Genomic DNA, 25,759 nt, shown 5'->3' with positions numbered 1-25,759 from the left:
GGTACGCAACCTGCATGTCCTGGCACGCCATGGCCACTTCCTCCGACATCAGTGAACGCATCATCGAAGCGGTGATGGCGCAGAAGCTCGCGCCCGGCGCGCGCCTCGGCGAGCAGCAGCTGGCCATGCTGTTCGACTGCAGCCGCACCATCGTGCGCGAGGCGCTCATGCGCCTGGCCGCGCGCGGCATTGTCACCGTCAGCGCGCGACGCGGCTGGTATGTGATCGAGCCCTCGCAGGACGAGGCGCGGGAGGCCTTCGAGGCCCGCCGCGTGATCGAGTCCGGCCTGATCCGCAGCATGAAGACGGTGGACAAGGCGGCCATCCGCCAGCTCAAGGCCCATCTCGCCCGTGAGAAGGCAGCCCTGAAGGGCGATGACGTCGGCGCGCGCAGCTTCCTGCTGGGTGACTTCCATGTCTGCCTGGCCGAATGCCTGGGCAACAGCCTGCTGGCCGACACCCTGCGCGACTTCACGGCCCGCACCACGCTGATCGCCATGCGCTACCAGAGCTCGCACGACGCCGCGCAGTCCTGCGCGGACCACGTGCGCATCGTTGCGGCCCTGGAGCAGGGTGACCTGGCCGGCGCCGAGGCCCTGATGAACGAGCACATCGGCACCGTGCAGGGCCACCTGCGCCTGCCCGCGGCCGACGACCCGCTGGCCCACCTGCGGGATGCCCTGGCGCCGGTTCGGCCGGCCGCTGCGGCACAAGACTTGCGTACAAGAAGCCGCAAGCCGGCCACCGGCGCCCGCCGGGGCCCGGCCACCCCACCCGATTCGCCCGAAGAACCCTCGACCTATCTAGGAGCCCTGCTATGAACCTCAGCAAACGCACCCTCACCCTGGGCCTGGCCGCGGCCGCCGTGCTGGCCACGGCCGGCGCGCAGGCGCAGACCGCGCTGGACGACGTGATGAAGGCGAAGAAGATCACCATCGCCATCCCGACCGACTTTCCGCCCTACGGCTTCGTGGGCACCGATCTCAAGCCGCAGGGCCTGGACATCGACATGGCCAACTACATCGGCGCCAAGCTGGGCGTGGCGGTGGAGCTGACGCCGGTCACCAGCGCCAACCGCATTCCGTACCTGCAGACGAAGAAGGCCGACCTGGTGATCTCCACGTTGGGCAAGAACCCGGAGCGCGAGAAGGTCATCGACTTCACCGCTGCCTACTCGCCCTTCTTCCAGGCCGTGTTCGCCGCCAAGTCGCTCACGATCAAGAGCTTCGCCGACCTGGCCGGCAAGAGCGTCGGCGTCACGCGTGGCGCCATCGAGGACCAGGAGCTCACGAAGCTCGCGCCGCCGAGCGCCGACATCAAGCGCTTCGAGGACAACAACGCCACCGTGTCGGCCTTCGTCTCCGGCCAGACGCAGCTGATCGCCACCGGCGCCTCGGTGGCCGGCAACATGATGGCGCGCAACCCGCAGCTGGGCACGGAGTTCAAGCTGCTGCTGAAGGACAGCCCCAACTTCATCGGCGTGGCCAAGGGCGAGGACAAGCTGCGGCTGAAGGTCAACGAGATCATCGCCGAGGGACGCAAGAATGGCGACATCGACAAGATGGCCGTCAAGTGGCTGGGCCGCCCGGCCGGCGACCTGCCCAACTGATCGCCGGCGGCCGTCATGGTCCAGCTCGATTTCGGCGCCGTCCTGTCACAGTGGCCGCTGCTCGCCAAGGGCGTGGCCTGGACGGTGGGCCTGACGGCCATCTCGGCCGTGGTGGGGGTGGCGCTGGGTATCGCCTGCGCGTGGTCCCGCGTGCACGGCGCCCCCTGGCTGCGCTGGGGGGTGGGCGCGTATGTGGAGGTGATCCGCAACACGCCCTTCATCGTGCAGCTGTTCTTCGTCTTCTTCGGGCTGCCGGCCGCCGGGGTGAAGCTCACGCCGGAGACGGCGTCCATCATCGCGATGGTCATCAACCTGGGCGCCTATGCGGCGGAGATCATCCGCGCCGGCATCGAGGCCACGCCACGCGGCCAGATCGAGGCGGCGCTGAGCCTGGCGCTGACGCGCGCGCAGATCTTCATGCGCGTGGTGCTGCCGCCGGCGCTGCGCAAGGTGTGGCCGGCCCTGGTGAGCCAGATCATCATCGTGATGCTGGGCTCGGCCGTGTGCGGGCAGATCGCCACGCAGGAACTCAGCTACGCCGCCAACCTGATCCAGAGCCGGAACTTCCGGGCGTTCGAGTCGTTCATCGTCGCCACGGCGCTGTACCTTCTGCTCGCCATCGCGCAGCGCCACGCCCTGAACTGGCTGGGACCGCGCTTCCTGTTCGGCAGGTGATCCCATGGTCGACTTCACCCTCTGGGACATCTTCCGCAACCTGCTGCTGGCCGCGCGCTGGACGGTGGTGCTCTCGGTCATCGCCTTCGTCGGCGGCGGCCTGGTGGGGATGGCGCTGCTCGTCGCGCGCCTGTCGCCATCGGCCTGGGCGCATCGCCTGGTCGGTGGCTACGTCCAGCTGTTCCAGGGCACGCCCCTGCTCATGCAGCTGTTCCTGGCCTACTTCGGCATCGCGCTGTTCGGCATCAAGACCTCGGCCTGGGTCGCGGCCTCGGTGGCGCTCACGCTCTACACCAGCGCCTTCCTGACCGAGATCTGGCGCGGCTGCGTGGCGTCCATTCCCAAGGGCCAGTGGGAGGCCGCGCAGAGCCTGGCGCTCAGCTTCACCGAGCAGCTGCTCTACGTGGTGCTGCCGCAGGCCACGCGAATCGCCATTGCGCCCACGGTCGGCTTCCTCGTGCAGGTGATCAAGGGCACGGCGCTCGCTTCCGTGATCGGCTTCGTGGAACTCACCAAGGCCGGCACCATGATCACCAACGCGACCTTCAAGCCCTTCGTGGTCTACAGCTGCGTGGCGCTGCTGTACTTCGCGCTGTGCTTCCCCATCAGCCTGTACGCCAAGACACTCGAAAGGAAGATGCGATGAACGCCATCGTGGACATCGCCGCCCTGCGCAAGTCCTACGGCGCCAATGAGGTGCTCAAGGGCATCGACCTGAAGGTGGCGCGCGGCGAGGTGATCGCCATCATCGGCAAGAGCGGCTCGGGCAAGAGCACGCTGCTGCGTTGCATCAACGGGCTGGAAACCTTCCAGGACGGCGCACTCTCGGTGGACGGCCGTCAGTTGCTGCACGACAACCCCGCGGCCATGCGCGAGCTGCGCCAGCACGTGGGCATGATCTTCCAGAGCTTCAACCTCTTTCCGCACCTCACGGTGGGCCGCAACATCATGCTGGCGCCCTCGCTGGTGAAGAAGGTGGATGCCGCCGCCGCCGAAGCCCAGGCGCGCAAGCTGCTGGCGCGCGTGGGCCTGTCCGAGAAGTTCGACGCCACGCCCGACCAGCTCTCGGGCGGGCAGCAGCAACGGGTGGCGATCGCCCGCGCGCTGGCCATGGAGCCGGCCGTGCTGCTGTGCGACGAGATCACCAGCGCGCTCGACCCTGAGCTGGTGGGCGAGGTGCTGCGCGTCGTGGAGTCGCTGGCCGAGGAAGGCATGACGCTGCTGATGGTCACGCACGAGATGAATTTCGCCCGCAAGGTGGCCGACCGCGTGATCTTCATGCACCAGGGTCGCGTGCACGAGATGGGGCCGCCGGAGACGCTGTTCGGCCAGCCGCAGACGCCGGAACTCAGGCAGTTCCTGTCTTCACTGCATTGACGATCGCTTCGGCCCGCGCGGCAATGGCGGCGCGCTCGCCCGCGCTCAGCCGCACGGCGTTCTTCACCTGCAACGCCATCCGCGCGTTCGAGGCGAGCACAGCCTCATGCCGCAGGAGGAAGGCCCAGTACAGCGTGGTGAACGGGCAGGCCCGCTCGCCCGTGCGCTGCGCCGGATGGTAGCGGCAGCCGGCGCAGGGGCCGCCCATCCGCTGGATGTACTTCCCGGTCGCGACATAGGGCTTGCTGGCCATCAGCCCGCCGTCGGCATGCTGGCTCATGCCCAGGGTGTTGGGCAGTTCCACCCACTCCACCGCGTCGACGTACACCGCCAGGTACCACTCGTGCACCTGCTGCGGCCGCACGCCCAGCAGCAGCGCGAACAGGCCGGTGACCATCAGGCGCTGGATGTGGTGGGCATAGCCGTGCGTCAGCGTCTGCGTGATCACCTCGCGCAGGCAGGCCATGCCGGTCTCGCCGGTCCAGTACCAGGCGGGCAGGTCCTCGCGCGCATCCAGTGCATTGCGTTGCAGGTAGCCCGGCATCTGCGTCCAGTAGATGCCGCGCACGTATTCGCGCCAGCCCAGGATCTGCCGGATGAAGCCTTCGGCGCTCTCGATCGGTGCACGGCCGGCGCGATACGCCGCCTCCGCCGCGTGCACCACCTCGTGCGCGGACAGCAGCTTGAGGTTCAGCGCGGCCGACAGGTGGGAGTGGTACAGCCACGGCTCGCCCGGCCACATCGCGTCTTCGTAGCGGCCGAACAGCGGCAGGCGCTCGTCGATGAAACACTGCAGGGCCTGCAGCGCCTGCGCGCGGGTGACCGGCCAGGCGAAACTGTCCAGCGTGCCGGGATGGCTGGCGAAGCGCTGTTCGACGAGCGCGATGACTTCACGCGTCAACGCGTCAGGCGGGAACGTCGCTCGCGGCGGCACCCGGCCCGGCCCCTGCGGCCCGAACGCCTCGCGGTTGTCGACATCGAAGTTCCACTGGCCGCCGACGGGCTGGTCGCCCTCCATCAGCACGCGGTGACGTTGCCGCAGTTCGCGGTAAAAGTACTCCAGCCGCAGGGTCTTGCGGCCCTTGGCGTGCGCGGCGAACTGCCGCACCGTGCAGAAGAAGTGGCGGTCCTCGCAGATCTCCAGCGCAAGCCCGGCGCCCTCCACCACGGCCTTGAGCGACTGCCAGACCCGCCAGTCGCCCGGCGCCGTCATCACCACGCGCTGCGGCTGCAGCGTGGACAGGCTCGCCTGCAGTTCGGCGGCGAGACTGCCGCGGTGACCGGGCGCGTCGAGGTGGCGATAGTGCAGCGGCCGGCCGGCCGCCTGCAGGGCCTGCGCGAAGTGGCGCATCGCCGCGAGAAAGAGCGCGATGCGCTGCTGGCCGGACCAGACGTGCGTGGACTCTTGCTCTGCCTCGGCCATCCACACGGCATCCTGCGCAGGATCGAAACCATCGAAGGCGGCCGCCTCCAGATCGAGCTGGTCGCCGAGCACGACGACGAGGGTGCGCAGCGCGCTCATGGCTCTCCTGCCGACCCGCGCGCCCTGCGACAGGCGTCCGAGCAGTACTTCACCTCGTCCCAGGTACGCGCCCAGCGCTTGCGCCAGGTCATGGGCCGGCCGCAGACGGCACAGGGCTTGCTGGGCAGGGACTGCTTGTTGCCCTTGAAGGCAGCGCGCAGCGGCGGTCTGTCCGTCGGTGGCGCTGGCCTGGTAACTGCTGGCAACGCCGCCAGGCCCGGCAAGTCCGACAGGTCGCCGATCCTTCGTGTGCTGAGCGCCCACCATTGCGAGAAGGAACCGCAGGCGTTGTCCACCGCCGGGAACAGGCGCGGGGGCGGACGGCGGATCACGCCGGGCGGCAGCAGCGCATCGACATGCAGGTCAGACACGGTCTGGACGCTGCGTGCCGCGGCCAGCGCGTGGGCCACCTCCTCGCTGCGGCCGTACCAGCGCACGGGGGCCAGCGCCGACAGGCGTGACTCGACGAACTGCCAGCGCGCCAGGCTCCACGGCCACGCCATATGGTGCTCGGCCGGCCACCAGCCCACGCACACCCAGCCGGCGGGGAGATCCGTCGGGGGCTCGCCCAGCGCCCAAGGGTGGACCAGCCAGACATCGCGGCCGCTGACGTCGGCCCCGCGTGGCGGTGCCGCATCGCGGGGGCGCGTGGCGAGCGGTGGCTCGTCCAGGCCGCCGCGGTCGGCAAGCGGCGAGGCGGAGACGGGCGTCGGACTGCGCGCGATCACGTCGAGTGCCTCGTACGTCGTGTCGATCACCGTGCCAGGGCTGTGCCAATCGGCCGGCGCATGGCGCGCCACGTTCTCCGCGTTGAAGAGATAGGGCTTGCGGCTGCCCGTTGCCGCGACCCATTGCCAGCTCAGGTGGTTGCTGGCCAGGTCACCATCCAGCAGATGCGCCACCATCCAGTCTGCCCCGGCCCGCCAATGCACCTTGCGAAGGTGCACCAGGTAGCTCGCCAGCCACATGCGGGCATGGTTGTGCAGGTAGCCGGTGGTGTAGAGCGTCCGCACGGCCTGGTCGATCACCGGCAGCCCGGTACGGGCCGCGCGCACATCCACCGGCAACTCCGCCGTGTAGGCTGCATCGGGCAGCAGGCCCTCATGCAGCGACTGCAAGATGCCTTCGCCCCTGTGCTGCCAGACATGGTGGAAGTATTCGCGCCAGCCCAGTTCGAAGACGAACTTGTGCCGCCCGTCGAGCCGATGGCGGGCCGCCACGGCCGCAAGCACCTCAGGCAGGCTGACGAAGCCGTGCGTGATGTACGGCGACAGCCGCGTGACCGCGCCGTCGATGGCGTTGCGGGTCCGCGCGTACTCGGCGGGGCGGATGGCTGCGATGCGCGCGCGGGCCGCGGCGAGCGTTGGCGGGAAGGCTTCTTCGCCGGTCATCTGGGCGTGCAAGGGTGTCCTGTCCCTTCAATGTACCCGCGTCCACCCCATCCCTGCCCGGCCTCAGTGCGCCGCGCTGAGTGTGCCCAGGAATCGCACCAGGTCTGCGATCTCGGCCTCGCTCAGTTCGATGGGCGGGCGCTCCGCATGCTTCGGCGCTGCGGCGCCCGCATGCCGATGCGTCAGTTCAGAGTGCCCGGCGGCCGCATGCGGCGCGGCGACGTAGTGGCGCACCACCTGTTCCAGCGTGGCGAACTGGCCGGCGTGCATGTAAGGGGGCCGGTCAGCCACACCGCGCAGCCCCGGCGTCTTGAAGGCACCTTCGAGCGCGGCGTCGTCCGTCACCATGAAGCGCAACTCCTGGCATTGGCTGGGCTGCGCATCGCTGAACGGCCCCAGGCAGTTGAACTCGTCGGCCAGAACGGCCCGCGTGGCGGCCGCGCGGCCGCGATCCGGCCGGGCGGGGTCGCGCGGCGGCACGCCGGTGTTGTGGAACTGCTGGTCGGTGAACAGCGGGCCGTTATGGCAGCTCACGCACTGGGCCTTGCCGATGAACAGGCGCAGTCCTCGCACCTCGTCCGCGCGCAGCAGCTGGCCCGCGTGGCGATCCCCACGCTCGACGGCGTCGATGTAGCGGTCCAGCCGCGTCGGCACGACCGGCAGTGACTTCTCGAAGGCGGCAATGGCCTTGCCGACGTTCGCGAACACCCGGGACACCTCGGTGCGGCGGCGCGGTTCGATGGCCTGCCACGCGGCCTGCTCCGCCGGGCTGCCCTTGGGGCCGGCCTCGGCCGGCAGCCCCTGCAGCAGCGGCAAGGCGCCGAAGAGGGCTTCGTAGTCGCGACCGTAGTGCCGTGCCACGTGCTGCGCCACGTGCGTGCGATGGGTGCCATGCTCCACCGCGTCTTCCAGCGGGCCCAGCGCCTGCGACCACAGACTGTCCTTGCGGCCATCCCAGAACAGCCACGTGGCATGGCCGGCGCCCACGATCGGCATGGCGCGGCGCGTGCCTGCGCCCACCCCGCGGCTGACTGGCAGGCCGTCCTGGAACTGCCGGGCGGGATCGTGGCAGCTCGCGCAGGAGACGGCGCCCGTGCGGCTGAGCCGCGGATCCTCGAACAGGCGCCGCCCGAGGTCGATAGCGGCCGGATGCCGCTCCACGGCGTTCGAGGGGTCCGCTGGCCCAGGCGGCAGTTGCCGCAGGCTCAACGAGGCGAGCACGGCCCGCTCTTCGGCGCTCCAGCGGATGCGGCCTGCCGCCGGTGGCTCATCGCCGGCGTGGGCGACCGTGAGGGCCAATGCGCCGAAGCCCGCCGCTGCGGACACGAGCAGCAGCCAGACCAGCGAGAGCAGCGGGCGGGACGGCTTAGCCTTGGGAATGGACATCATGGTGACCTCGCGCGGCTCAGCGGCTGGCCGCCGGTGCGGCCACCACGGTGTTGAAGGTCACTTCATCGGCGCCGGCAGGGCCGTCGATGGCCAGCTTGATCTCCCACCAGCCGGTCATGCTGAACTTCATGCCTTCGATCCGGTAGACGCCCACCGGCTGCTCCTGCGTGACCTGCGGCCGGGTGGGCAGGCCATGGCCATGCTGGGGCATGCCGCCATCCACCCGGATGCGCGCGTGCGTGACGGGTTCACCGGCCGGCGTGCGCAGCTGCACCTGCCAGGCGTGCAGCTGGTTGATCGCAGCGGGCGGGGCCGGCAGCTGCAGGGCGACGATGTACTTGCGCGCCGCGGTGGGCCGCGTCAGCGCCAGGTCGAGATCGTTGGGCGGGGACACGCAGCCGGGCAGCAGGGTCAGCGCGGACAGGGCCAGGAGCGAGGCGACGAGACGTTTCATGAGTGTGTCCTGAAGGGGGATGTGGAGGGTCTTGGGTGGCCGGTCAGCCGAAGAACGCCGACGCGGCCAGACGCACTGTTCCCGCCCGCGCCGGCCAGCGACAGCGCCTGGCGACGAGCTGTTCAAGGGCGTCCAGGAAGGGGCGATCCGCTCGACCGAACGGTGGGGGCCCCGCCCGTCCTGGCGGCGCGGCCGGCGCTGCCGCTACATGGGCCGGAACAGGTGCGCGAAGGCGCGGCTCACCTTCAGCGGCCGCTGCAGGCCGCGCACGGCCAGGCTGTAGTGGCCGTTCTCGTCGCGCGTGGCGCTGAGGATCGCCGTGGCGTTGACCATCACGCTGCGATGCACCTGGATGAAGTCGGTCGACTCGATGCGGGCCATCAGCTCACGCAGGCTCATCCGCACGAGCGCCTCGCCGGACGGCGTGACCACGTTGACGTATTTCTCCGTCGCCTCGAAGCACACGACCTCGGACACCGGGATCATGCGCACCGTGTTGCCCACGCCAGCGCGGATGACCTTGATGCGTTCCGCGACTTCGGGCGGCGGCTGGTTCGGCAAGGCGATGGCCTGCATGCGCTGCATCAGCGCGGCCCGTTCCTCAGGGGCCGGGGGTGTCGTGCGCGCGGCCAGGCGGGCCTGGAGCCGGGCGACGGTCTGCTGCAGCCGCTCGGCCGTGGCGGGCTTGAGCAGGTAGTCGACGGCGGCGCGCTCGAAGGCGCTCACCGCGAAGTCGTCGAAGGCAGTGACGAACACGAACAGCGGCTCGCCCTGCCCGTCCGGCCACTCGTCGGCCACGGCCTCGGCCACCTGCAGGCCATTGCGGCCGGGCATCTGGATATCGAGGAACAGCACATCCGGCGCCTCCGCCAGCGCCAGCTCGATGGCGCGGGGGCCGTCCTCGGCAATGCCGGCCAGGTGCAGCTCGGGCCAGGTCTGTGCCAGCAGGCGCACCAGCGTACGGGCCAGCACCGGCTCGTCTTCGGCGATGATGGCGGTGGGGCGGCGGGGCGTGTTCATGGCGCGATCTCCTCGGGGGCAACAGGCGTTGGCGCGGGCAGCACCACGACGGATCGCACACCGGCCGGCTGCCGCGGCTCGATGCGCAGCTGCGCCGCGTCGCCATGCAGGGCCTTCAGCCGGTCGCGCACATGGCGCAGGCCGTAGCTCGCATCCGTAGCCGACGAGGCGGCGACATCCTGCTCTTGCAAGCCGAGGCCATCGTCTTCCACACGGATCTCGATGCCCTGCTCCGTGGCGCGCGCGGTCACCTCGATGCGACCCGGCCCCACCTTGGGCTCCAGCCCATGCTTGATCGCGTTCTCCACCAGCGGCTGCAGCAGCATCGGAGGCACCCGCGTCTCCTGCAGCGCAGGGGGCAGGTCCAGCTGCCAGGCCAGGCGCGGGCCCATCCGCAGGGCCATGATCTCCAGATAGGCCCTCAGCTGGGTGAATTCACGGCTGAGCGGCACCGCGTCGGTCTGCGACGCCGACAGCGTGCCGCGCAGGTAGACGATGAGCCGGTCGATCATCGCCTCGGCCCGGTCGGCATCCTCGCGAACCAGCCCGCGCAGGTTGGCCAGGGTGTTGAACAGCATGTGCGGCTCCAGCTGCGTGCGCAGCAGGCGCAGCTGCGCCTCCAGCGCCAGGCGCTGGGCCTCGGCGCGCGCGGCCGCTTCCCGCGCGAGCTGCTCGCGCGTGGCGAAGTGCCGCAGGCCCAGGCCCCCCACCAGCACGGTGAAGAGAATCGGCACGAGGCTGACGGCCTTGTGCCCGACCAGCCGAAGCGGCTCGCCCAGCAGCAGGAAGGCGATCTGGTGGCCCAGCAGGTAGCCGACCGGTATGGCCAGCGCACCGATCACCAGCCAGCGCGGACCGGGGGCCAGACGTGCGACGCGGGGCACCCGCAGCAGCAGCAGCACGCAGGCCACCATCGTCAGCCCCACGCATTCGGCGAACACCAGCAGGCGACGCAGCGTGTCCAGGCCGGGTGCCAGGATGAACAGCACGATGGCCGCCACCGCCCAGACCACGCTGGAGGCCGCCACGATCTGGGCCGCGCCCCGCCAGGAGAGGGGCTGCGTCTCGGCGCTCGGCGTCGCGGAGAGGTACATGGGATTCAGTGTCGCCGGTTTTGCGGTGCCTGTGCGGGCGGCCGCAGCGCCACCTAGAGACTCGGGCCCAGCGCCATGACGGCGCCTACGCCCAGGCCGTAGGGCAGATGCGAGACCGTGCTGGCCAGCAGCGCGTTCGTGCCCTTCGGTCCCTGTCGCCCGAACCAGCCCCAGCCGAAGGCTGGCAGCATCAGCAGCCAGGGCAGCAGGGACGTCGCCAGGCCGAACGCAACCCCACCCCAGAGGCGGTGCACGGGCAGCGTCCAGCCCGTCAGCTGCAGCCAGAGGGCATACAGCAGGGCCACGCCGCCACCGCCGATCAGGAAGTGGAAGGCCCAGCCGGCTGCCACCTCACCGTGCCGCGCCGGCGAACGGGCGATGTCCGCATGGGCCCATTGCCCTCGCAGCAGGCCCAGCGCCCAGCGCCCGACCAGCGTCACGCTGACGCCGCTGGTCAAGCCGGCACGCGCGGCCAGCGCTTCGGTGGCATCCATGAGTACGGCACCGACGATGCCGCCGCAGTACGCCAGGGCATAGGGATTCATGGGGAGCTGCCGGGTGATGCGCTCACGCTTGCACGCAGCTCGCGTCGCCGCCGCACTGGCACTGCGGGCCGCAGGCGCAGGCGTCGCCGCAGGCGCAGGACGGCCCGCACGCGCAAGCGGCGGTGGCGGCAGCGGCCTGGCAGCCGCAGGTGCAAGCGGCGCCCGGGCAGGCGGCGCATTGGCAGGGGGTGTGTTGAAGAGCGTTCATGGTGGTTTCCTTCGGGTGGCATCGACGACGGGATGTCCTCGATGGCTGGACTATCGACGCTGGGCCCGCAGCGGGCCATGTCCATGAGACGAACTGTCAGGCGCGGGGCGGGAAGGGTCGGAGGCGTCGACCGAACGGGTGCCCGGCGCCACGACGCCGCGGCATCAGCGCCGGCGCAGCACGGCCCTTCGCACTGCGGCGAAGCCCATCACCCCATTGGCCATGGCCAGTGCGCTACTTGTTCGGGCCGTCCCGCGCCAGGTTCCGGTTCGCTTCCGCACGGTTCAGTCCCTGTGCCTGTCCCTCCCGGAGGGCGCCTAGTCGCCGTCGTCGGCGACGTCGGCCCAGGGGTCGTCGCGCAAGACCAGCTTGGCCAGCAGGCGGTCGAGCGTGTCCCGCTCGCGGGCATTGAGCGGGGCGAGCATGGCGGCCTCGCGCTCCCGGAACAGCGGCAGCGCGGCGTCCACCAGCTCCCGCCCCTGGCGCGTGAGCTTCAGCAGGCCGCGGCGGGCATCGGCAGGGTCGGTGTCGCGCACGACATGGCCGCGCTCGAGCATCGCGTTCACGGCGCGGCTGACGCTGTTCTTGGGCCGGCCCGTGATGTCGCAGACCTGCTGCGCGGTCAGCTCGCCCAGGCGATGCAGACAGTACAGCAGCACGAACTCCGAGCGTGCAACGTCGTGCCGCGCGAGCACCTGGCGATAGACGCTGCCGGTGAAGAAGTTGGCCAGGAAGCTGATCCGGTAGGCAAACGGGATGGTGCGGTCCTGAAGGATGCGATGGCGGGCGGTCATGCGGGAAAGTCCGGGGTTAATGGTTCATTATGGAACCTATACTGGTTCCACTCGGAACTAATTGGAATCGCCATGAAGCCTCTGCTCCCCCGTCGTCGCCTGCTCGGCGCCGCAGCGCTCGGCCTGCTGCCGTGGCCCGCCCTGGCCCAGCGCGAGCTGCGGGCCCTGAATGCCTTCGCGCCCAGCTTCGTGTTCTCGCGCGAGATCGCCCAGGTCTTCTTCGACAACGTGCGCAAGGCGAGCGGCGGCGCCTTCGGCTTCAAGGTGGGCGGGCCCGACGTGGTGCCGTTCGCCGAGCAGTTCCAGCCCACCGCGGCAGGCGCCTTCGACCTGCTGTTCACGCACCCCGCGTACCACTCCGGCACCACGGCGATCGGCCTGGCAATGGATGCCGTGGCGGCCGACCCCGCCCGCCGCCGGGCGAGCGGCGTGGTGGACCTCGTCGATCGTCACTACCAGAAGCTGGGCCTCAAGGTGCTGGGTGTGGTGCCCACCGGCAGCCGGGGTTTCCAGTACATCAGCAAGACCCCGTTGAAGGCGGCATCGCCCAGCCTGGCCGGGCTGAAGGTGCGCGGCACCGTGTCCTACCACCCCATGATCAAGGCGCTGGGCGGCTCGCCGGTGGTGATGGGCGGCGGCGAGGTCTACAGCGCCCTGGAGAAGGGTGTGATCGACGCGGCCGCCTGGGGCCTGACCGGCGTGCTCGACTTCAAGTGGAACGAGGTCGCGAAGTACTACGCCCGTCCCGCCTTCGGCCAGGCGAGCCTGTACATCTTCATGAACCTCGCATCATGGCGCGGGCTGGACACCGACGCACAGAAGCTGCTGGCCGAGGAAGCCCGCAAGCTGGAGCTGGCCAGCGTGAAGCGGTTCGATGAGCTGGCCGCCGCCGAGCTGGAGGAGATGAAGAAGCGCGGCATGCAGGAGACGGCCTTTCCGGCCGCCGACGCGCAGCGGCTGGAGACGCTCTGGGCGCAAAGCGTGTGGGAGATCGCGCGGGCCAAGAACGGCGCCGACGCCGACGCGATGCGTTCGCTGGCCGTCGCGCACGGACTGAGCCAGTGAGCGCGCTGACCAGGGCGCACGCGGCCTTCACGCGCGGCCTGTTCGGCCTGGCCTGCGCGGCGCTGGTGGCCATGCTGGCCGCTTACGTGACCGAGGTCGTGCTGCGCTACTGCTTCAATGCCCCGACCCGCTGGTCGAGCGATGCCGTCTCCTACGCCATGCTGGTGTGCATTGCCTTCGCGCTGCCCGCGGTGACGCGCGACAACGGGCACGTGGCCATCACCTCGCTGGTGGAACGCCTCTCACCGGCGCTGCGCGCGCAGGCCTATCGCCTGCTCGCGTGGCTCAGCGCCCTCGCCTGCCTGGCGGCCGCCGCGCTGCTGGCGTCGCAGGGCGTCGCGCAATGGCGCGACGGCATCGAGACGGTGGCCGCCTTCGCGATTCCCAAGTGGTGGCTCAGCGCGGCCGCCGCCCTGGGCTTCGCCGGCGCCGCCACGCAGTACGTGGGACATGTGCTGCAGGCCGACGCGGGCGCCCTGGGCGGCGAGCGCGAGGTGTAGGGGCGGCCATGTCTTCCACCCTCCTCCTGATCGCGGGCCTCGTCGTCCTGTGTGCCCTGCTGGGCGCCGGCGCGCCCATCTTCATCGGCTTCCTCGTCGTCAACCTGCTGGGGGTGCTGGCGCTGTTCGGCACGGCCGGCTTCGGCATGTTCGCCGGCAGCATGCTGGAATCCATGAGCTCGCTCAGCCTGACGACGATCCCGCTGTTCGTGCTGATGGGCGAGATCCTGTTCCGCTCGGGGGCCGTCGACGTCGTCCTCGACAGCGTGGACCACCTGGTCGGCCGCATCCACGGGCGCCTGTACCTGTTCACGATGGTGCTGTCGACCCTCTTCGGCGCGCTGTGCGGGTCGGCGGTGGCGGTCGTGGCGATGCTGGGCCGGACCGTGCTGCCAACGATGCATGCACGCGGCTACGACGCGCGGCTGTCGGCCTCGCTCATCCAGGGCGGCGCCAGCCTGGCGCCGATCATCCCGCCCAGCCTGATGGCGGTGCTGATCGGCTCGATGGCCAACGTGTCGATCTCCTCCCTGCTGATCGCCGGCCTCCTCCCGGGCCTGCTGCTGGCGGCGATGTCGGTCGGCTACGCCTGGTGGTGCCTCTGGCGCGATCCGTCGCTGGCCCCGCGCGAGGACGCCTCGGCGACGATCGGCCCGCGCCAGCCGCTGCGAGCCCTGGCGCGCCTGCTGCCGTTCACGGTGATCATCTTCGCGGTCATGGGCTTGATGCTGCTGGGCGTGGCCACGCCGTCGGAGGCAGCGGCCACCGGCGTCATGGGCAGCCTGGCCACGGCCGCGTGGTACCGGCGCCTCAGCTGGGCCATGCTGCAGGAATCGATCCGGTCCACGGTCACGATCGCGTCGATGATCCTCGTGATCCTGGCGGTCTCGGTGTTCTTCGGGCAGCTGCTCAACTTCACCGGCGCCACCGCGCAGCTGGTCGAGCGCCTGGCCACGATCGATCTGCCGCCCATGGCCATGTTCTGGCTGCTGATGATCGTGCCCTTCGTGCTGTGCATGTTCATCGACCAGCTCGCCTTCATGCTCGTGGCGATCCCGATCTACGCGCCGCTGGCGGCCCGGCTGGGCTTCGACCCGGTGTGGTTCTGGACCCAGTTCTCGATCAACATGACGCTGGCGAGCCTGACGCCCCCCTTCGGCTACACGATGTACGCGCTGCGTGCCGCCGCGCCGGACCTGCTGACGATGAAGCAGGTGTTCGACGCCTCCTGGCCGATCACCTGGGTGTTCGTCGCCGGCATGGCGGTGATGTCGGTGTTTCCGGGCATCATCACCTGGCTGCCGGGGTTGCTGAAATGAACGACACCCCCCTGGCCGCCGGCGTCCGACACGACGTGCACCGGGTCGAGGCCGCCGACAGCATGGGGCTGGCGCTGCACCTGCGTCATGCGGCCCCCGCGGGCCCTGCGCGCGGCACCGTCCTGCTGGTCCACGGGGCGACGCTCGCCTCCGGCCTGTGGGACATCCAGGTGCCAGGCTACTCGGTGCTCGAGGCCCTGGCCGCGGCCGGCTTCTCCGCCTGGGCCGTGGACATCCGGGGCTATGCCCGCTCGGCCCGCCTGCAGGCGCCCGCCACGGCCTACGCCGGTCGCGAGGAGGCCGTGCGGGACATCGCTGCCGCGCTGGCCCACGCCCGTCGCCATGACCAGGTCGAGCAGGCGGTCCTGGTCGGCGGCTCCTGGGGTTCGATCACCAGCGCCCTGCTGGCGAGCCGGGACGCCACCGGCATCGCCGGCCTCGCGCTGATGGCACCGCTGCATGCCGCCGTCAACGAGCTGTGGCTGGCCGACCTGGCCGATCCGGCCGATCGTTCACGCATGCGAACCAGCCTGGGCGCCACCCGCTTCGTGAACCGCGAGCAGCTGCTCGCGCGCTGGGATCGCGAGATTCCGGCGGGACGCCACGCCGCGCGGCGCGAAGCCGAGGTGCTCGAAGCCTTGCTGGCCGATGCCCTGACCTGCGAGCCCGGGTTGGCCCCGCACACGTTCACCGTGCCCAACGGCACGCTGCACGATCTGTTCGAGGTCTTCTCGGGCCGCCCGCTCTACCCGGCGGCGGCCCTGCGCATGCCGGTGCTGCTGGTGCGCGGTGAACACGACGCGACGTCCACCCATGCGGATGCGCAACGCCTGTTCGAGTCGATCGCCAGCCCTGACAAGCAGTACCTGCAGATCGGCGATGCAGGGCACTTCGTCTGCGCCGAGCGGCGTGCCGACGAGTTCCAGCGCGCCCTGATCGACTTTGCCGCGCGCGTGCTGGCGGGCACGCCAGGGGCTCCCGCCGACCATTCAGGCGGTAGTCGAACCGGAAGGCCCGCGTGCCGCCAGGCCGTACCGCCAACCAGGTCTTCTGTCGATCCCAAGCCTGTCTGAGCCCGTTTGAGACCTGGCTATTTCACTCCCACTCAATCGTCGCCGGCGGCTTGCTGCTCACGTCATAGGTCACGCGGTTGATGCCGCGCACCTCATTGATGATGCGGCTGGACACCTTCTTCAGCAGCGCATACGGCAGCTCGGCCCAGTCGGCGGTCATGAAGTCGCTGGTCTGCACGGCGCGAAGAGCGACCACGTAGTCGTAGGTGCGGCCGTCGCCCATGACGCCCACGCTCTTGACGGGCAGGAAGACGGTGAAGGCCTGGCTGGTCAGGTCGTACCAGGTCTTGCCGGTGGCCTCATCGCGGTGGTTGCGCAGCTCCTCGATGAAGATCGCGTCCGCGCGGCGCAGCAGGTCGGCGTATTCCTTCTTCACCTCGCCCAGGATGCGCACGCCCAGGCCGGGGCCAGGGAAAGGATGGCGATAGACCATCTCGGGCGGCAGGCCCAGGGCCACGCCCAGCTCGCGCACCTCGTCCTTGAAGAGATCACGCAGCGGCTCCAGCAGCTTCAGGCCCAGCTGGGCCGGCAGGCCGCCCACGTTGTGGTGGCTCTTGATGGTGACGGCCTTCTTGCTCTTGCCGCCGCCGGATTCGATCACGTCGGGGTAGATGGTCCCCTGGGCGAGGAAGGTGGCGCCCTTGTGGCCTTCGCCGCCCGCCTTGAGCTTCGCGGCCTCGTCCTTGAACACCGCCACGAACTCGCGGCCGATGATCTTGCGCTTGAGCTCCGGGTCGCTCACCCCGCGCAGGTGGTTCAGGAACTGCTCGCTTGCGTCCACGTGGATCACGCGGGCGTGCAGCTGGCCGGCGAACATCTCCATGACCATCTTGCCTTCGTCCAGGCGCAGCAGGCCGTGGTCGACGAACACGCAGGTGAGGCGGTCGCCGATGGCGCGGTGGATCAGCGCCGCGGCCACTGATGAATCGACACCGCCGGACAGGCCGAGGATCACCTCCTCGTCGCCCACCTGCTGGCGGATCGCCTCCACGGCCTCGGCGATGTGGTCCTTCATCACCCAGTCGGCCTGCGCACCGCAGATGCCCAGCACGAAGCGCTCCAGGATGGCGCGGCCCTGCTGGGTGTGCGTGACCTCAGGATGGAACTGCACGGCGTAGAAGCGCCGCGCCTCGTCGGCCATGCCGGCGATGGGGCAGCTGTCGGTGGAGGCCATGAGCTTGAAGCCGGGCGGCAGCTCGGTGACCTTGTCGCCGTGGCTCATCCACACGTTGAGCATGCCGTGGCCCTCGGCCGTGGTGAAGTCGGCGATGTCACGCAGCAGCTCGGTGTGGCCGCGCGCGCGCACGGCCGCGAAGCCGAATTCGCGCTTGTGGCCGCCCTCGACCCTGCCGCCCAGCTGGTGCGCCATGGTCTGCATGCCGTAGCAGATGCCCAGCACCGGCACGCCCAGCTCGAACACCGCCTGCGGCGCCTTGTCGGTTGTTTCCTCGTACACGCTGGCATGGCTGCCGGAGAGGATGACGCCCTTCAATCGCCCGTCAGCCGCGTAGGCGCGGATCCAGTCGTCGGTGACGTCGCAGGGGTGGACCTCGGAATACACATGCGCCTCGCGCACACGACGCGCGATGAGCTGCGTGACCTGGGAGCCGAAGTCGAGGATGAGGATCTTGTCGTGTGTCATGGGGTTCAGAACGTCAGGCAGACGATGCCGCAGGCGGCGGCGGCGGAGAGGAGCTTGCGGTCCCGCGAGGCGAGCTGGCCGTTCAGGCGCAGCACCAGTTCCAGGTAGGCCGCGTCGTAGTAGCTCAGGTCGTGGGTGCCCGCGAGCCGGGCGACCTGCAGTTGCCGGTGCAGATCGGGCGGGGCGTCGAGCTGGATCGATGTGGCGGCCAGCGTCTGCAGCGCCAGATCGGGCGCTTCAGGCGAGATGCGCCCTCTGCGCTGGGCCGTCAGGAGCAGGTTGCCCATCTCCCAGGGCCAGATCTGGGGCGCATGGAAGCCGGATGCGTCCATGCAGGCATGGGCATACAGCGCCTCGGCCGCTTCCGTCGACTCGTCCGGCAGCACCCACGCCGCCGCGGCCGATGCGTCGATGACCGTGGGCTTCACCGGCGCCCTGCGTCGCGCAGGCTCTTCCAGTCGGTGTAGCCCTCGATCGCCGGCTTCACCTGCGCCTTGGCCTGGTAGGCGCGCAGGTCCGCAATGGCCTTGAGCCGCTTGCTTTCGAGTTCGTCGCGCGTGGCGACGGCCTCGGTCTCCTTGACGATCCGGGCGATCTTCTTGCCGTGGCGGGTGATCACGATCTCCTCGCCCTCTTCCACGGCCTGCAGCAGCGACGAAAACCGGTCTTTCGCCTGGTGCACGGGAATGGTCTGCATGTCTGGCCCGAATGAAAAAGTTGGCCAGATCCTAGCCGATCAGGCCAACCTTGGCAAATCTGGCCAGAATCAGTCCGCGCGGTAGTTCGGCGCTTCCTTGGTGATCTGCACGTCGTGCACGTGGCTCTCGCGGATGCCGGCGGCGGTGATCTCGACGAACTCCGCCCGGTGCTGCATGTCCTCGATGCTGCCGCAGCCGCAGTAGCCCATGGCCGCGCGCACGCCGCCGGCCATCTGGTAGACGATGGCGACCATGGAGCCCTTGTAGGGCACACGGCCCTCGATGCCCTCGGGCACGAGCTTGTCGGCGTTCGGGTTGCCGCTGGTGGCTTCCTGGAAGTAGCGGTCGGCGCTGCCCTGCTGCATGGCGCCGATGGAGCCCATGCCGCGGTAGCTCTTGTAGCTGCGGCCCTGGTACAGGATGACTTCGCCCGGCGCCTCCTCGGTGCCGGCGAACATGCCGCCCATCATCACGCTGCTGGCGCCCGCGGCGATGGCCTTGGCGATGTCGCCCGAGTAGCGGATGCCGCCATCGGCGATCAGCGGCACGCCGCTGCCGCGCAGCGCGGTCGCCACGTTGTCGATGGCGGTGATCTGGGGCACGCCCACGCCGGCGACGATGCGCGTGGTGCAGATGGAGCCGGGGCCGATGCCGACCTTCACCGCGTCGGCGCCGGCCTCCACCAGGGCCAGCGCGGCGGCGCCGGTGGCGATGTTGCCGCCGATCACGTCGACCTGCGGATAGTTCTGCTTGACCCAGCGCACGCGCTCGATCACGCCGCGGCTGTGACCATGGGCAGTGTCGACCACGATCACATCCACACCCGCCTTGACCAGGGCCTCCACCCGCTCCTCGGTGCCCTCGCCCACGCCCACCGCCGCGCCCACGCGCAGGCGGCCGGCGGCGTCGCGCGCGGCATTCGGGAAGCTGGTCTGCTTGAAGATGTCCTTCACCGTGATGAGGCCCTTCAGCTCGAAGGCGTCGTTCACCACCAGCAAGCGCTCGAGCTTGTGCTTGTTGAGCAGCGCCTTCGCCTCGGCCGGCGTGGTGCCCTCCTTGACCGTCACCAGCTTCTCGCGCGGCGTCATGATCTGGCTGACGGGGATGTCGTAGCGCGTCTCGAAGCGCATGTCGCGGCCGGTCACGATGCCGGCGACCTTGCCGCCATCCACCACCGGGAAGCCCGACACGCCGAGCTGTTCCGACAGGTCCATCACCTGGCGCACCGTGTGATCGGGCGTGATCACGACCGGATCGCGCAGCACGCCGGACTCATAGCGCTTCACGCGGGCCACTTCGGCCGCCTGCTGCTTCGCGGTGAGGTTCTTGTGCACGATGCCGATGCCGCCCTCCTGGGCGATGGCGATCGCGAGCCGGGCCTCCGTCACCGTGTCCATCGCGGCGGACACCAGCGGCAGGTTCAGCGTGATGTGGCGGGACAGGCGGGTCGAGAGGGAGGTGTCCTTGGGCAGGACCTGGGAGAACGCCGGCACCAGCAACACATCGTCGAAGGTGAGCGCTTTGCCAAGAAGGCGCATGAGAGTGCTCCAAAAGAAAGATTGTACCCGCGGGGCCCGCACCCCCCTCCGTCGGCCCGCGCGCGCCGCGTGTCGGGTTTGCCCGGCGCCATTTGTCGCCGCTGGCGCTAAACTGCCCGCATGAAAGCGTTCCGTTGGCTCGTTCTCGCCGCCGCCTGCGCCCTGCCGGCCGTCGCCGGCGCCCAGTGGCAGTGGCTCGACAAGGACGGCCGCAAGGTCTTCAGTGACCGTCCGCCGCCGTCGGACATCGCGCCCAACCGCATCCTCAAGCAGCCGGGCCAGCGTCCGGTCAGCGTGGAGGCCGCGGCGCCCGCGCAGGCAGCCAGTGCCCCGGTGCCGCAGATCGCCGCCAAGGACAAGGCCCTGGAAGAGAAGAAGAAGCAGGCCGAGGCCGCCGAGGCCGCCAAGCGCAAGGAAACCGAGGACCAGCAGGCCAAGGTCCGCGCCGAGAACTGCACCCGCGCCAAGGAGGCGAAGGCCAATTTCGATTCCGGCGTGCGCATCGCCCGCACCAATTCGAAGGGCGAGCGGGAGTTCCTGGACGACAACCAGCGCAAGGCCGAGCTCACCCGCATCGAGGGCATCATCGCCCGCGACTGCAAGGTCTGAGCATCAGCGCGGCGGCGGCCGCTTCGCGAACAGCCCGGCCGCCCGGGCACCCTGCCGCCTGAAGCGCTCGCGCCGCGCCACCTTCGGATCCACGACCAGGGGTCGATAGACCTCCACGCGGTCGTTCTCGCGCAGCAACTGCGCGGCGGTCACCTTGCGGCCCCAAATGCCCAGCTCAGCCGGGGGCGCGCCCGCTTCCGCCTGCCAGTCGGCGGCGGCCAGGGCGTGCGCCACCGTGCTGCCGGCCGGCAGATCGACCGGCACCTCGCGCACGATGCGCGGCGCCGGCGACCACGCCACGACGACCCGCACGTGGTTAGCTGCCATACATGTGCTCGGCCCGCTTCACGAAGGCATCCACCAGGCTGCCCGCGATCTTGTCGAACACCGGGCCGACCAGCGTGGCGAGCGCCGCGTTCTTGAAGGTGTACTGCAGGTCCAGCGCCACCTTGCAGGCCCGCTGGCCGGAGGCGCCGATGGGCGTGAAGTCCCAGCGGCCGTCCAGGCGCGAGAACGGGCCGTCCACGAGCTGCATGCGCACCTGGCGGTGCACCTCGTGCACGTTGCGCGTGGTGAAGGTCTGGCGGATGCCAGAGAACGCGATGCCGATCTCGGCCTTCATGCCCTGCGGCTCGTGCACGAGGATCTGCGCATGGTCGCACCAGGGCAGGAACTCCGGGTAGCGGGGCACGTCGGTCACCAGGGAGAACATCTCCTCGGCGCTGTACCAGATGAGAACGGACTTGTGGACGGATTTCATGGACAATGTCGGGCCCGCGCGGCATTGTAGGCAATGGCCTGCGCCGGCATCGCCTCCCTGCGGCCCCAGCGCCCGCTTCCATGACCCAGAAGAAGACCTCCCCCGCCCGCATCGCCGACAACAAGAAAGCCTCGTACAACTACTTCTTCGAGGAGCGCTTCGAGGCCGGCGTGGTGCTGGAAGGCTGGGAGGTCAAGGCCGTGCGCGCCGGCAAGGTGCAGCTGACCGACGGCTACGTGGTCATCAAGGATGGCGAGCTGTTCCTGATCGGCTGCCAGATCAGCCCGCTGCGCACCGCCTCCACGCATGTGCGGCCGGACGCCGCCCGCACCAAGAAGCTGCTCATGCACAAGGACGAGATCCGGCGCCTGATCGGCAAGGTGGAGCAGAAGGGCTACACCCTGGTGCCGGTCAGCATGTACTGGAAAGGCGGCCGCGTGAAGTGCGAAGTGGCGCTGGCCAAGGGCAAGGCCGAGCACGACAAGCGCGACACCATCAAGGACCGCGAAGGCAAGCGCGAGGTGGAGCGCGCCATGAAGCAGCGGCACCGGTAGGCTGCGGCGGCCTGCCGCGGACGGCCAGGCGCGCAGCCGATTCAGTCCAGCGCGCGCAACGGGTGCGCGTGCGCCGGCCACGGGCTCTGGAAGAACGCGTTCACCATCCCTGGCGTCACGTCTTCCACGCGCGCCGGGTTCCAGCGCGGCGTGTGGTCCTTGTCCACCGCCAGGGCGCGGATGCCTTCCACCGTCTCGCTGGCGGCGCCGGGCCGCAGGTGGAAGCTGTTGCGCACCAGGTCGCGCTCCATGCGCAGGTCTTCGGCCAGTGTCATGCCGCGCGCCCGGCGCACCTGCTCCAGCACCACGTGCAGCATCAGCGGCGAGCGCTTGCGCAGGGTCTCGGCCGTCTGCCGCGCCCAATCGCTGCCTTCCGCGTCGAGCGCGGCCAGAATGGCACTGACGGTGGGCAGATCGAACACGCGGTCGATCAGCTCCTGCTGCGGCGCGAGCTGCGCGGCCGGCCGCGGCGCGTTGCCCAGGCTGTCGCGCAGGGCATCCACGCCGTCGGCATCGCCGGCGGAGAGCCGGGCCCACACCGCCTGCAGCTCTTCGCTGGGCAGCACGCCATCGGCCAGGCCGGCCAGGCAGGCGTCGTCGCCGCCGATCACCAGGCCGGTGAGCGCCAGGTACTCACCCAGCCGGCCGGGGCAGCGCGAGAGGAAGAACCCGCCGCCCACATCCGGGAACAGGCCGATGCCCGTCTCCGGCATGGCCATCTTCGTGCGCTCGGTGACCACGCGCAGGCTGTACGCGCCACCGTGCCCCGAGATGCCCATGCCGCCGCCCATCACGATGCCATCCAGGAAGGCGACATAGGGCTTGGGGTAGTGATGGATCAGGTGGTTGAGCGCGTATTCCTCGGTGAAGAAATCCTCCAGCCGCGGATCGCCGGCCAGTGCCGCCCGGTGGAAGAAGCGGATGTCACCCCCGGCGCAGAACGCGCCGAAGGCACCATCGCGACCCATGCCGCGGATCGCCACGAAGGCCACCGAGGGGTCATCCCGCCAGGCCAGCAGCGTGGCCGTGAGGCTGCGGATCATCTCCAGCGACAGCGCGTTCAGCGCCCGCGGCCGGTTCAGCGTGATCAGGCCTGCGCAGCCGCGCAGCTCGACCAGCACTTCTTCCGTGGCATCCGTCATGTCCGTTGTCTCCAGCCCATCCACTCATTGAACACCAGCGCGCCGATGACCAGCGTGCCGCCCGCCAGCACGGTCTGGCTGGGCACCTCGTCGGCGCCGAGCCAGGCCAGCAAGATACCGAAGATCACTTCCAGCAGGGCCAGCAGGGCGATCTCCGGCGCCTTCAGCACCCGCGCGCAGACCACGGACAGCACGCAGGGAATGGCGAGCTGCACCAGGCCCAGCAGCGCGAGCAGGCCGATGTCATGCCCCGTGGCGCGGAAAGGCATCGCCAGCGGCAGCGTGATGAGCGACGAGATCACGGCACCGACCAGCACCGCCGGCACCAGATCGATGTTGTGCCCCTGGGCATGCGAGCGTTGCGTCACCGTCCAGTTCACCGCGCCCGCGATCGGCACGCACAGGGCGACCAGGGTGCCCGCGATCTGCCCGCCCTGGATCTGCGCGCCGTACATGTAGGCAATGCCGGCACCGGCCACGGCGATGGCCACCCAGGTGCGGCTGGGAATGCGGTGCCCGATGAAGACCCGCGCGACGATGGCGGTGAGGAACGGGCCTGCCGCCAGCGTCACCAGCACGTTGGCCACGCTGGTGAGCGTGAGCGCCACCATGAAGGCGGTGAACATCACGCTCCAGCACACGCCGGAGATCCAGAGCGCGCGACCGCCGTCACGGATCTTCGCGAACACCGCCCGCCCCTGGAAGAAGGGCAGGATGACCATCAGCGAGACGACGGTGAAGAAGCTGCGCCAGAAGGTCACCTCGAAGCTGCGCGCGTGCTCCAGATGGCGCGTGACGACGCCCGCGATCGACCACATCAGGGTCACCGCCACCATCAGGAAGACGGCCTGGAGATGGCTCAGTCTCATGCGGCTTCGCGCAGGGCGCGCTTGCGCTCATGCTCCTTGAGGTGACGCTTGCGCAGGCGGATCGACTTGGGCGTGATCTCGACCAGTTCGTCGTCCTCGATGAATTCCACCGCGTACTCCAGCGTCAGGATGATGGGCGGCGTGATCTTGATCGCGTCTTCCTTGCCGGAGACGCGGAAGTTGGTGAGCTGCTTCATGCGCACGGCATTGACGACCAGGTCGTTGTCGCGGCTGTGGATGCCGACGATCATGCCTTCGTACACCGGATCACCCGCCTTCACGAACATGCGACCGCGGTCGTCCAGCTTGCCCAGCGCGTAGGTGACGATCTCGCCGTCGTCCATGGAGATCAGCACGCCGTTCTTGCGGCTGGCGATCTCGCCCTTGAAGGCTTCGTAGCCGTCGAAGATGTTCGAGGCCAGGCCGGTGCCGCGCGTGAGGTTCAGGAATTCGTTCTGGAAGCCGATCAGCCCGCGCGCGGGAATGCGGTACTCCAGGCGCACGCGGCCACGGCCGTCCGGCTCCATGTTGACCAGCTCGCCCTTGCGCTCGCCCAGGGCCTGCATCACGCCGCCCTGGTGGTCTTCCTCGATGTCCACCGTCAGCAGCTCGATCGGCTCCAGGCGCTGGCCGCCCTCTTCACGGAACACCACGCGCGGCTTGGAGACGGCCAGCTCGTAGCCCTCGCGGCGCATGTTCTCCAGCAGGATGGTCAGGTGCAGTTCGCCGCGGCCGGAGACCTCGTACACGCCGTCCTCGTCGGTGTCGCGCACCCGCAGCGCCATGTTGGACTGCAGCTCGCGCTCCAGCCGGTCACGGATCTGGCGGCTGGTGACGAACTTGCCCTCGCGGCCCGCCAGCGGCGAGGTGTTCACGCAGAAGTTCATGGTGAGGGTGGGCTCGTCCACCTTCAGCATGGGCAGCGGCTGCGGGTTCAGCGGATCGGTGATGGTCACGCCCAGGGCGATGTCCTCGATGCCGCTCACCAGCACGATGTGGCCCGGGAAGGCCTCCTCGCCGGGCTGCAGCTGGTGGCGCTCCAGGCCCTCGAAGGTCATCACCTGGGTGATGCGGCACTTGACCGGCGTGCTGTCAGGGCCGGCCATCATCACCACGTCCTGCGGGCTGCGCAGGGTGCCCTGGTTGATGCGGCCCACGCCGATGCGGCCCAGGTAGCTGGAGTAATCCATGCTGGAGATCTGCAGCTGCAGCGGCGCGGCCGGGTCGCCCTTGTGCGCGGGCACGTGCTGGAGGACGGTATCGAACAGCGGCGCGAGGTCGGTGCCCCACTTCTCGCCCGGCGCGCCCTCTTCCAGCGTGGCCCAGCCATTCAGGCCCGAGGCATACACCACGGGGAAGTCGAGTTGCTCCTCGGTGGCGCCGAGCTTGTCGAACAGGTCGAAGGCGGCGTTGATCACGTAGTCCGGGCGAGAGCCGGGACGATCCACCTTGTTCACCACCACGATCGGCTTCAGGCCCAGGGCCAGCGCCTTCTTGGTGACAAAGCGCGTCTGCGGCATCGGGCCCTCGACGGCGTCGATCAGCAGCACCACGCCATCGACCATCGACAGCGCGCGCTCGACCTCACCGCCGAAGTCGGCGTGGCCGGGCGTGTCGACGATGTTGATGTGCGTGCCCTTCCAGCTCACGGCGCAGTTCTTGGCCAGGATGGTGATGCCGCGCTCGCGCTCGAGGTCGTTGCTGTCCATCACGCGTTCGGCCACCTTCTCGTTCTCGCGGAAGGTGCCGCTCTGGCGCAGGAGTTGGTCGACCAGCGTGGTCTTGCCATGGTCGACGTGGGCGATGATGGCGATGTTGCGGATGGGTTGAGTGCTCATGGGAGGGCGGGCTCTGGCGAGCCACTGATCTGCTGGATTTCGAGGGGGCTGAGAAGCCGCGTGGGAATGAGTTC

At 69.6% G+C, this 25,759-nt stretch carries 28 protein-coding genes; 11 read left to right on the top strand and 17 right to left on the bottom strand.

Annotation, left to right across the window (positions count from 1 at the left end; all coding sequences use genetic code 11):
* The first annotated feature begins 29 nt into the window (after positions 1-29).
* From ACE3T5_RS12450 to ACE3T5_RS12430, 5 genes are read left to right on the top strand one after another with little or no spacing between them, the layout of a single operon-like run.
* Positions 30-821, top strand: coding sequence for a GntR family transcriptional regulator (locus tag ACE3T5_RS12450; protein WP_374668065.1), 792 nt, complete (start codon positions 30-32; stop codon positions 819-821).
* Positions 818-1,609, top strand: coding sequence for a transporter substrate-binding domain-containing protein (locus ACE3T5_RS12445; protein WP_374668063.1), 792 nt, complete (start codon positions 818-820; stop codon positions 1,607-1,609). The genes ACE3T5_RS12450 and ACE3T5_RS12445 overlap by 4 nt, the downstream gene beginning before the upstream one ends.
* Before the next feature lie 15 nt (positions 1,610-1,624).
* The gene (locus ACE3T5_RS12440; protein WP_374668061.1) at positions 1,625-2,284 is read left to right on the top strand and encodes an amino acid ABC transporter permease; all 660 of its coding nucleotides are present in this window, start codon (positions 1,625-1,627) and stop codon (positions 2,282-2,284) included.
* A gap of 4 nt (positions 2,285-2,288) precedes the next feature.
* Complete coding sequence (locus tag ACE3T5_RS12435) at positions 2,289-2,930, top strand: amino acid ABC transporter permease (RefSeq protein WP_374668059.1); 642 nt, start codon at positions 2,289-2,291, stop codon at positions 2,928-2,930.
* A complete protein-coding gene (locus tag ACE3T5_RS12430; RefSeq protein WP_374668057.1) occupies positions 2,927-3,661 on the top strand; it encodes an amino acid ABC transporter ATP-binding protein in 735 nt (244 codons plus the stop codon). Before ACE3T5_RS12435 ends, ACE3T5_RS12430 begins: the two co-directional genes overlap by 4 nt.
* On the opposite strand, the gene ACE3T5_RS12425 is transcribed toward ACE3T5_RS12430, so the two are convergent.
* From ACE3T5_RS12425 to ACE3T5_RS12390, 8 genes are all read right to left on the bottom strand, one after another.
* Positions 3,633-5,183: a cryptochrome/photolyase family protein gene (locus ACE3T5_RS12425; protein WP_374668055.1), complete on the bottom strand. Its 1,551-nt coding sequence runs from the start codon at positions 5,181-5,183 to the stop codon at positions 3,633-3,635. The two genes, ACE3T5_RS12430 and ACE3T5_RS12425, sit on opposite strands and share 29 nt — an antisense overlap.
* Complete coding sequence (locus ACE3T5_RS12420) at positions 5,180-6,574, bottom strand: DUF2256 domain-containing protein (protein WP_374668053.1); 1,395 nt, start codon at positions 6,572-6,574, stop codon at positions 5,180-5,182. Before ACE3T5_RS12420 ends, ACE3T5_RS12425 begins: the two co-directional genes overlap by 4 nt.
* Positions 6,575-6,637: 63 nt before the next feature.
* Positions 6,638-7,963, bottom strand: a complete 1,326-nt coding sequence (locus ACE3T5_RS12415; protein WP_374668051.1) for a cytochrome-c peroxidase — start codon at positions 7,961-7,963, stop codon at positions 6,638-6,640.
* Positions 7,964-7,979: 16 nt separating this feature from the next.
* Complete coding sequence (locus ACE3T5_RS12410) at positions 7,980-8,417, bottom strand: FixH family protein (protein WP_374668049.1); 438 nt, start codon at positions 8,415-8,417, stop codon at positions 7,980-7,982.
* A gap of 204 nt (positions 8,418-8,621) precedes the next feature.
* Positions 8,622-9,437 (bottom strand): LytR/AlgR family response regulator transcription factor, encoded by an 816-nt coding sequence (locus ACE3T5_RS12405; RefSeq protein ID WP_374668047.1) that lies wholly within the window; start codon positions 9,435-9,437, stop codon positions 8,622-8,624.
* Positions 9,434-10,531: a sensor histidine kinase gene (locus tag ACE3T5_RS12400; protein ID WP_374668045.1), complete on the bottom strand. Its 1,098-nt coding sequence runs from the start codon at positions 10,529-10,531 to the stop codon at positions 9,434-9,436. Before ACE3T5_RS12400 ends, ACE3T5_RS12405 begins: the two co-directional genes overlap by 4 nt.
* Before the next feature lie 53 nt (positions 10,532-10,584).
* Positions 10,585-11,076, bottom strand: a complete 492-nt coding sequence (locus ACE3T5_RS12395) for a DUF2938 family protein (protein ID WP_374668043.1) — start codon at positions 11,074-11,076, stop codon at positions 10,585-10,587.
* 525 nt (positions 11,077-11,601) lie between these two features.
* On the bottom strand, positions 11,602-12,078 hold the full coding sequence (locus tag ACE3T5_RS12390; RefSeq protein ID WP_374668041.1) for a MarR family winged helix-turn-helix transcriptional regulator: 477 nt from the start codon (positions 12,076-12,078) through the stop codon (positions 11,602-11,604).
* Positions 12,079-12,150: 72 nt separating this feature from the next.
* Here ACE3T5_RS12390 and dctP point away from each other — a divergent pair, with 72 nt between their 5' ends.
* From dctP to ACE3T5_RS12370, 4 genes are read left to right on the top strand one after another with little or no spacing between them, the layout of a single operon-like run.
* The gene (gene dctP, locus ACE3T5_RS12385; RefSeq protein ID WP_374668039.1) at positions 12,151-13,143 is read left to right on the top strand and encodes a TRAP transporter substrate-binding protein DctP; all 993 of its coding nucleotides are present in this window, start codon (positions 12,151-12,153) and stop codon (positions 13,141-13,143) included.
* Positions 13,140-13,643 carry a TRAP transporter small permease gene (locus ACE3T5_RS12380; RefSeq protein ID WP_374668037.1) on the top strand — a complete coding sequence of 168 codons (504 nt, stop codon included), beginning with the start codon at positions 13,140-13,142 and terminating at the stop codon, positions 13,641-13,643. The genes dctP and ACE3T5_RS12380 overlap by 4 nt, the downstream gene beginning before the upstream one ends.
* An 8-nt stretch (positions 13,644-13,651) precedes the next feature.
* The gene (locus tag ACE3T5_RS12375) at positions 13,652-14,962 is read left to right on the top strand and encodes a TRAP transporter large permease subunit (RefSeq protein ID WP_374668035.1); all 1,311 of its coding nucleotides are present in this window, start codon (positions 13,652-13,654) and stop codon (positions 14,960-14,962) included.
* On the top strand, positions 14,959-16,035 hold the full coding sequence (locus ACE3T5_RS12370; RefSeq protein ID WP_374668033.1) for an alpha/beta hydrolase: 1,077 nt from the start codon (positions 14,959-14,961) through the stop codon (positions 16,033-16,035). The genes ACE3T5_RS12375 and ACE3T5_RS12370 overlap by 4 nt, the downstream gene beginning before the upstream one ends.
* 22 nt (positions 16,036-16,057) lie before the next feature.
* Here the strand turns inward: ACE3T5_RS12370 and guaA are convergent, their stop codons facing one another.
* The 4 genes from guaA to guaB form a co-directional block, all read right to left on the bottom strand.
* Positions 16,058-17,677, bottom strand: a complete 1,620-nt coding sequence (gene guaA / locus ACE3T5_RS12365) for a glutamine-hydrolyzing GMP synthase (RefSeq protein WP_374668031.1) — start codon at positions 17,675-17,677, stop codon at positions 16,058-16,060.
* A 5-nt stretch (positions 17,678-17,682) separates the two neighbouring features.
* On the bottom strand, positions 17,683-18,105 hold the full coding sequence (locus tag ACE3T5_RS12360; RefSeq protein WP_374668029.1) for a type II toxin-antitoxin system VapC family toxin: 423 nt from the start codon (positions 18,103-18,105) through the stop codon (positions 17,683-17,685).
* Positions 18,102-18,374: a type II toxin-antitoxin system Phd/YefM family antitoxin gene (locus tag ACE3T5_RS12355; protein ID WP_374668027.1), complete on the bottom strand. Its 273-nt coding sequence runs from the start codon at positions 18,372-18,374 to the stop codon at positions 18,102-18,104. Before ACE3T5_RS12355 ends, ACE3T5_RS12360 begins: the two co-directional genes overlap by 4 nt.
* A 69-nt stretch (positions 18,375-18,443) precedes the next feature.
* Complete coding sequence (guaB, locus tag ACE3T5_RS12350) at positions 18,444-19,913, bottom strand: IMP dehydrogenase (protein WP_374668025.1); 1,470 nt, start codon at positions 19,911-19,913, stop codon at positions 18,444-18,446.
* 120 nt (positions 19,914-20,033) lie between these two features.
* Between guaB and ACE3T5_RS12345 the strand changes: the two genes are divergently transcribed.
* The gene (locus ACE3T5_RS12345; protein WP_374668023.1) at positions 20,034-20,522 is read left to right on the top strand and encodes a DUF4124 domain-containing protein; all 489 of its coding nucleotides are present in this window, start codon (positions 20,034-20,036) and stop codon (positions 20,520-20,522) included.
* Between the two features lie 3 nt (positions 20,523-20,525).
* Here the strand turns inward: ACE3T5_RS12345 and ACE3T5_RS12340 are convergent, their stop codons facing one another.
* Both ACE3T5_RS12340 and ACE3T5_RS12335 read right to left on the bottom strand, forming a co-directional pair.
* Positions 20,526-20,849 (bottom strand): RnfH family protein, encoded by a 324-nt coding sequence (locus tag ACE3T5_RS12340; RefSeq protein ID WP_374668021.1) that lies wholly within the window; start codon positions 20,847-20,849, stop codon positions 20,526-20,528.
* Positions 20,839-21,282 (bottom strand): type II toxin-antitoxin system RatA family toxin, encoded by a 444-nt coding sequence (locus ACE3T5_RS12335; RefSeq protein ID WP_374668019.1) that lies wholly within the window; start codon positions 21,280-21,282, stop codon positions 20,839-20,841. The genes ACE3T5_RS12340 and ACE3T5_RS12335 overlap by 11 nt, the downstream gene beginning before the upstream one ends.
* 80 nt (positions 21,283-21,362) lie before the next feature.
* Between ACE3T5_RS12335 and smpB the strand changes: the two genes are divergently transcribed.
* Entirely contained in the window at positions 21,363-21,836 is a 474-nt protein-coding gene (gene smpB, locus ACE3T5_RS12330; protein ID WP_374668017.1) for an SsrA-binding protein SmpB, read from the top strand.
* 41 nt (positions 21,837-21,877) lie between these two features.
* Here the strand turns inward: smpB and ACE3T5_RS12325 are convergent, their stop codons facing one another.
* The 3 genes from ACE3T5_RS12325 to typA are packed head-to-tail and all read right to left on the bottom strand — an operon-like array spanning position 21,878 to position 25,685.
* The gene (locus ACE3T5_RS12325) at positions 21,878-22,978 is read right to left on the bottom strand and encodes an enoyl-CoA hydratase/isomerase family protein (RefSeq protein ID WP_374668015.1); all 1,101 of its coding nucleotides are present in this window, start codon (positions 22,976-22,978) and stop codon (positions 21,878-21,880) included.
* Positions 22,975-23,847 carry a DMT family transporter gene (locus tag ACE3T5_RS12320; protein ID WP_374668013.1) on the bottom strand — a complete coding sequence of 291 codons (873 nt, stop codon included), beginning with the start codon at positions 23,845-23,847 and terminating at the stop codon, positions 22,975-22,977. The genes ACE3T5_RS12325 and ACE3T5_RS12320 overlap by 4 nt, the downstream gene beginning before the upstream one ends.
* On the bottom strand, positions 23,844-25,685 hold the full coding sequence (typA, locus tag ACE3T5_RS12315) for a translational GTPase TypA (RefSeq protein WP_374668011.1): 1,842 nt from the start codon (positions 25,683-25,685) through the stop codon (positions 23,844-23,846). Before typA ends, ACE3T5_RS12320 begins: the two co-directional genes overlap by 4 nt.
* Between the last annotated feature and the right edge of the window lie 74 nt (positions 25,686-25,759).

It is taken from the genome of Ramlibacter sp., from assembly GCF_041916345.1.
In the GTDB taxonomy this organism is placed as follows: Bacteria; Pseudomonadota; Gammaproteobacteria; order Burkholderiales; family Burkholderiaceae_C; genus Ramlibacter.
Note: the sequence above shows the minus strand (reverse complement) of the source record. Positions and strands in the feature narration are given on the sequence as shown.

Bases quoted from the DNA above. Each gene is read 5' to 3' on its own strand.
- ACE3T5_RS12450 (WP_374668065.1), top strand. From the start codon at position 30: ATGGCCACTTCCTCCGACATCAGTGAACGCATCATCGAAGCGGTGATG.
- ACE3T5_RS12445 (WP_374668063.1), top strand. From the start codon at position 818: ATGAACCTCAGCAAACGCACCCTCACCCTGGGCCTGGCCGCGGCCGCC.
- ACE3T5_RS12440 (WP_374668061.1), top strand. From the start codon at position 1,625: ATGGTCCAGCTCGATTTCGGCGCCGTCCTGTCACAGTGGCCGCTGCTC.
- ACE3T5_RS12435 (WP_374668059.1), top strand. From the start codon at position 2,289: ATGGTCGACTTCACCCTCTGGGACATCTTCCGCAACCTGCTGCTGGCC.
- ACE3T5_RS12430 (WP_374668057.1), top strand. From the start codon at position 2,927: ATGAACGCCATCGTGGACATCGCCGCCCTGCGCAAGTCCTACGGCGCC.
- ACE3T5_RS12425 (WP_374668055.1), bottom strand. From the start codon at position 5,183: ATGAGCGCGCTGCGCACCCTCGTCGTCGTGCTCGGCGACCAGCTCGAT.
- ACE3T5_RS12420 (WP_374668053.1), bottom strand. From the start codon at position 6,574: ATGACCGGCGAAGAAGCCTTCCCGCCAACGCTCGCCGCGGCCCGCGCG.
- ACE3T5_RS12415 (WP_374668051.1), bottom strand. From the start codon at position 7,963: ATGATGTCCATTCCCAAGGCTAAGCCGTCCCGCCCGCTGCTCTCGCTG.
- ACE3T5_RS12410 (WP_374668049.1), bottom strand. From the start codon at position 8,417: ATGAAACGTCTCGTCGCCTCGCTCCTGGCCCTGTCCGCGCTGACCCTG.
- ACE3T5_RS12405 (WP_374668047.1), bottom strand. From the start codon at position 9,437: ATGAACACGCCCCGCCGCCCCACCGCCATCATCGCCGAAGACGAGCCG.
- ACE3T5_RS12400 (WP_374668045.1), bottom strand. From the start codon at position 10,531: ATGTACCTCTCCGCGACGCCGAGCGCCGAGACGCAGCCCCTCTCCTGG.
- ACE3T5_RS12395 (WP_374668043.1), bottom strand. From the start codon at position 11,076: ATGAATCCCTATGCCCTGGCGTACTGCGGCGGCATCGTCGGTGCCGTA.
- ACE3T5_RS12390 (WP_374668041.1), bottom strand. From the start codon at position 12,078: ATGACCGCCCGCCATCGCATCCTTCAGGACCGCACCATCCCGTTTGCC.
- dctP (WP_374668039.1), top strand. From the start codon at position 12,151: ATGAAGCCTCTGCTCCCCCGTCGTCGCCTGCTCGGCGCCGCAGCGCTC.
- ACE3T5_RS12375 (WP_374668035.1), top strand. From the start codon at position 13,652: ATGTCTTCCACCCTCCTCCTGATCGCGGGCCTCGTCGTCCTGTGTGCC.
- ACE3T5_RS12370 (WP_374668033.1), top strand. From the start codon at position 14,959: ATGAACGACACCCCCCTGGCCGCCGGCGTCCGACACGACGTGCACCGG.
- guaA (WP_374668031.1), bottom strand. From the start codon at position 17,677: ATGACACACGACAAGATCCTCATCCTCGACTTCGGCTCCCAGGTCACG.
- ACE3T5_RS12355 (WP_374668027.1), bottom strand. From the start codon at position 18,374: ATGCAGACCATTCCCGTGCACCAGGCGAAAGACCGGTTTTCGTCGCTG.
- guaB (WP_374668025.1), bottom strand. From the start codon at position 19,913: ATGCGCCTTCTTGGCAAAGCGCTCACCTTCGACGATGTGTTGCTGGTG.
- ACE3T5_RS12345 (WP_374668023.1), top strand. From the start codon at position 20,034: ATGAAAGCGTTCCGTTGGCTCGTTCTCGCCGCCGCCTGCGCCCTGCCG.
- ACE3T5_RS12340 (WP_374668021.1), bottom strand. From the start codon at position 20,849: ATGGCAGCTAACCACGTGCGGGTCGTCGTGGCGTGGTCGCCGGCGCCG.
- ACE3T5_RS12335 (WP_374668019.1), bottom strand. From the start codon at position 21,282: ATGAAATCCGTCCACAAGTCCGTTCTCATCTGGTACAGCGCCGAGGAG.
- smpB (WP_374668017.1), top strand. From the start codon at position 21,363: ATGACCCAGAAGAAGACCTCCCCCGCCCGCATCGCCGACAACAAGAAA.
- ACE3T5_RS12325 (WP_374668015.1), bottom strand. From the start codon at position 22,978: ATGACGGATGCCACGGAAGAAGTGCTGGTCGAGCTGCGCGGCTGCGCA.
- ACE3T5_RS12320 (WP_374668013.1), bottom strand. From the start codon at position 23,847: ATGAGACTGAGCCATCTCCAGGCCGTCTTCCTGATGGTGGCGGTGACC.
- typA (WP_374668011.1), bottom strand. From the start codon at position 25,685: ATGAGCACTCAACCCATCCGCAACATCGCCATCATCGCCCACGTCGAC.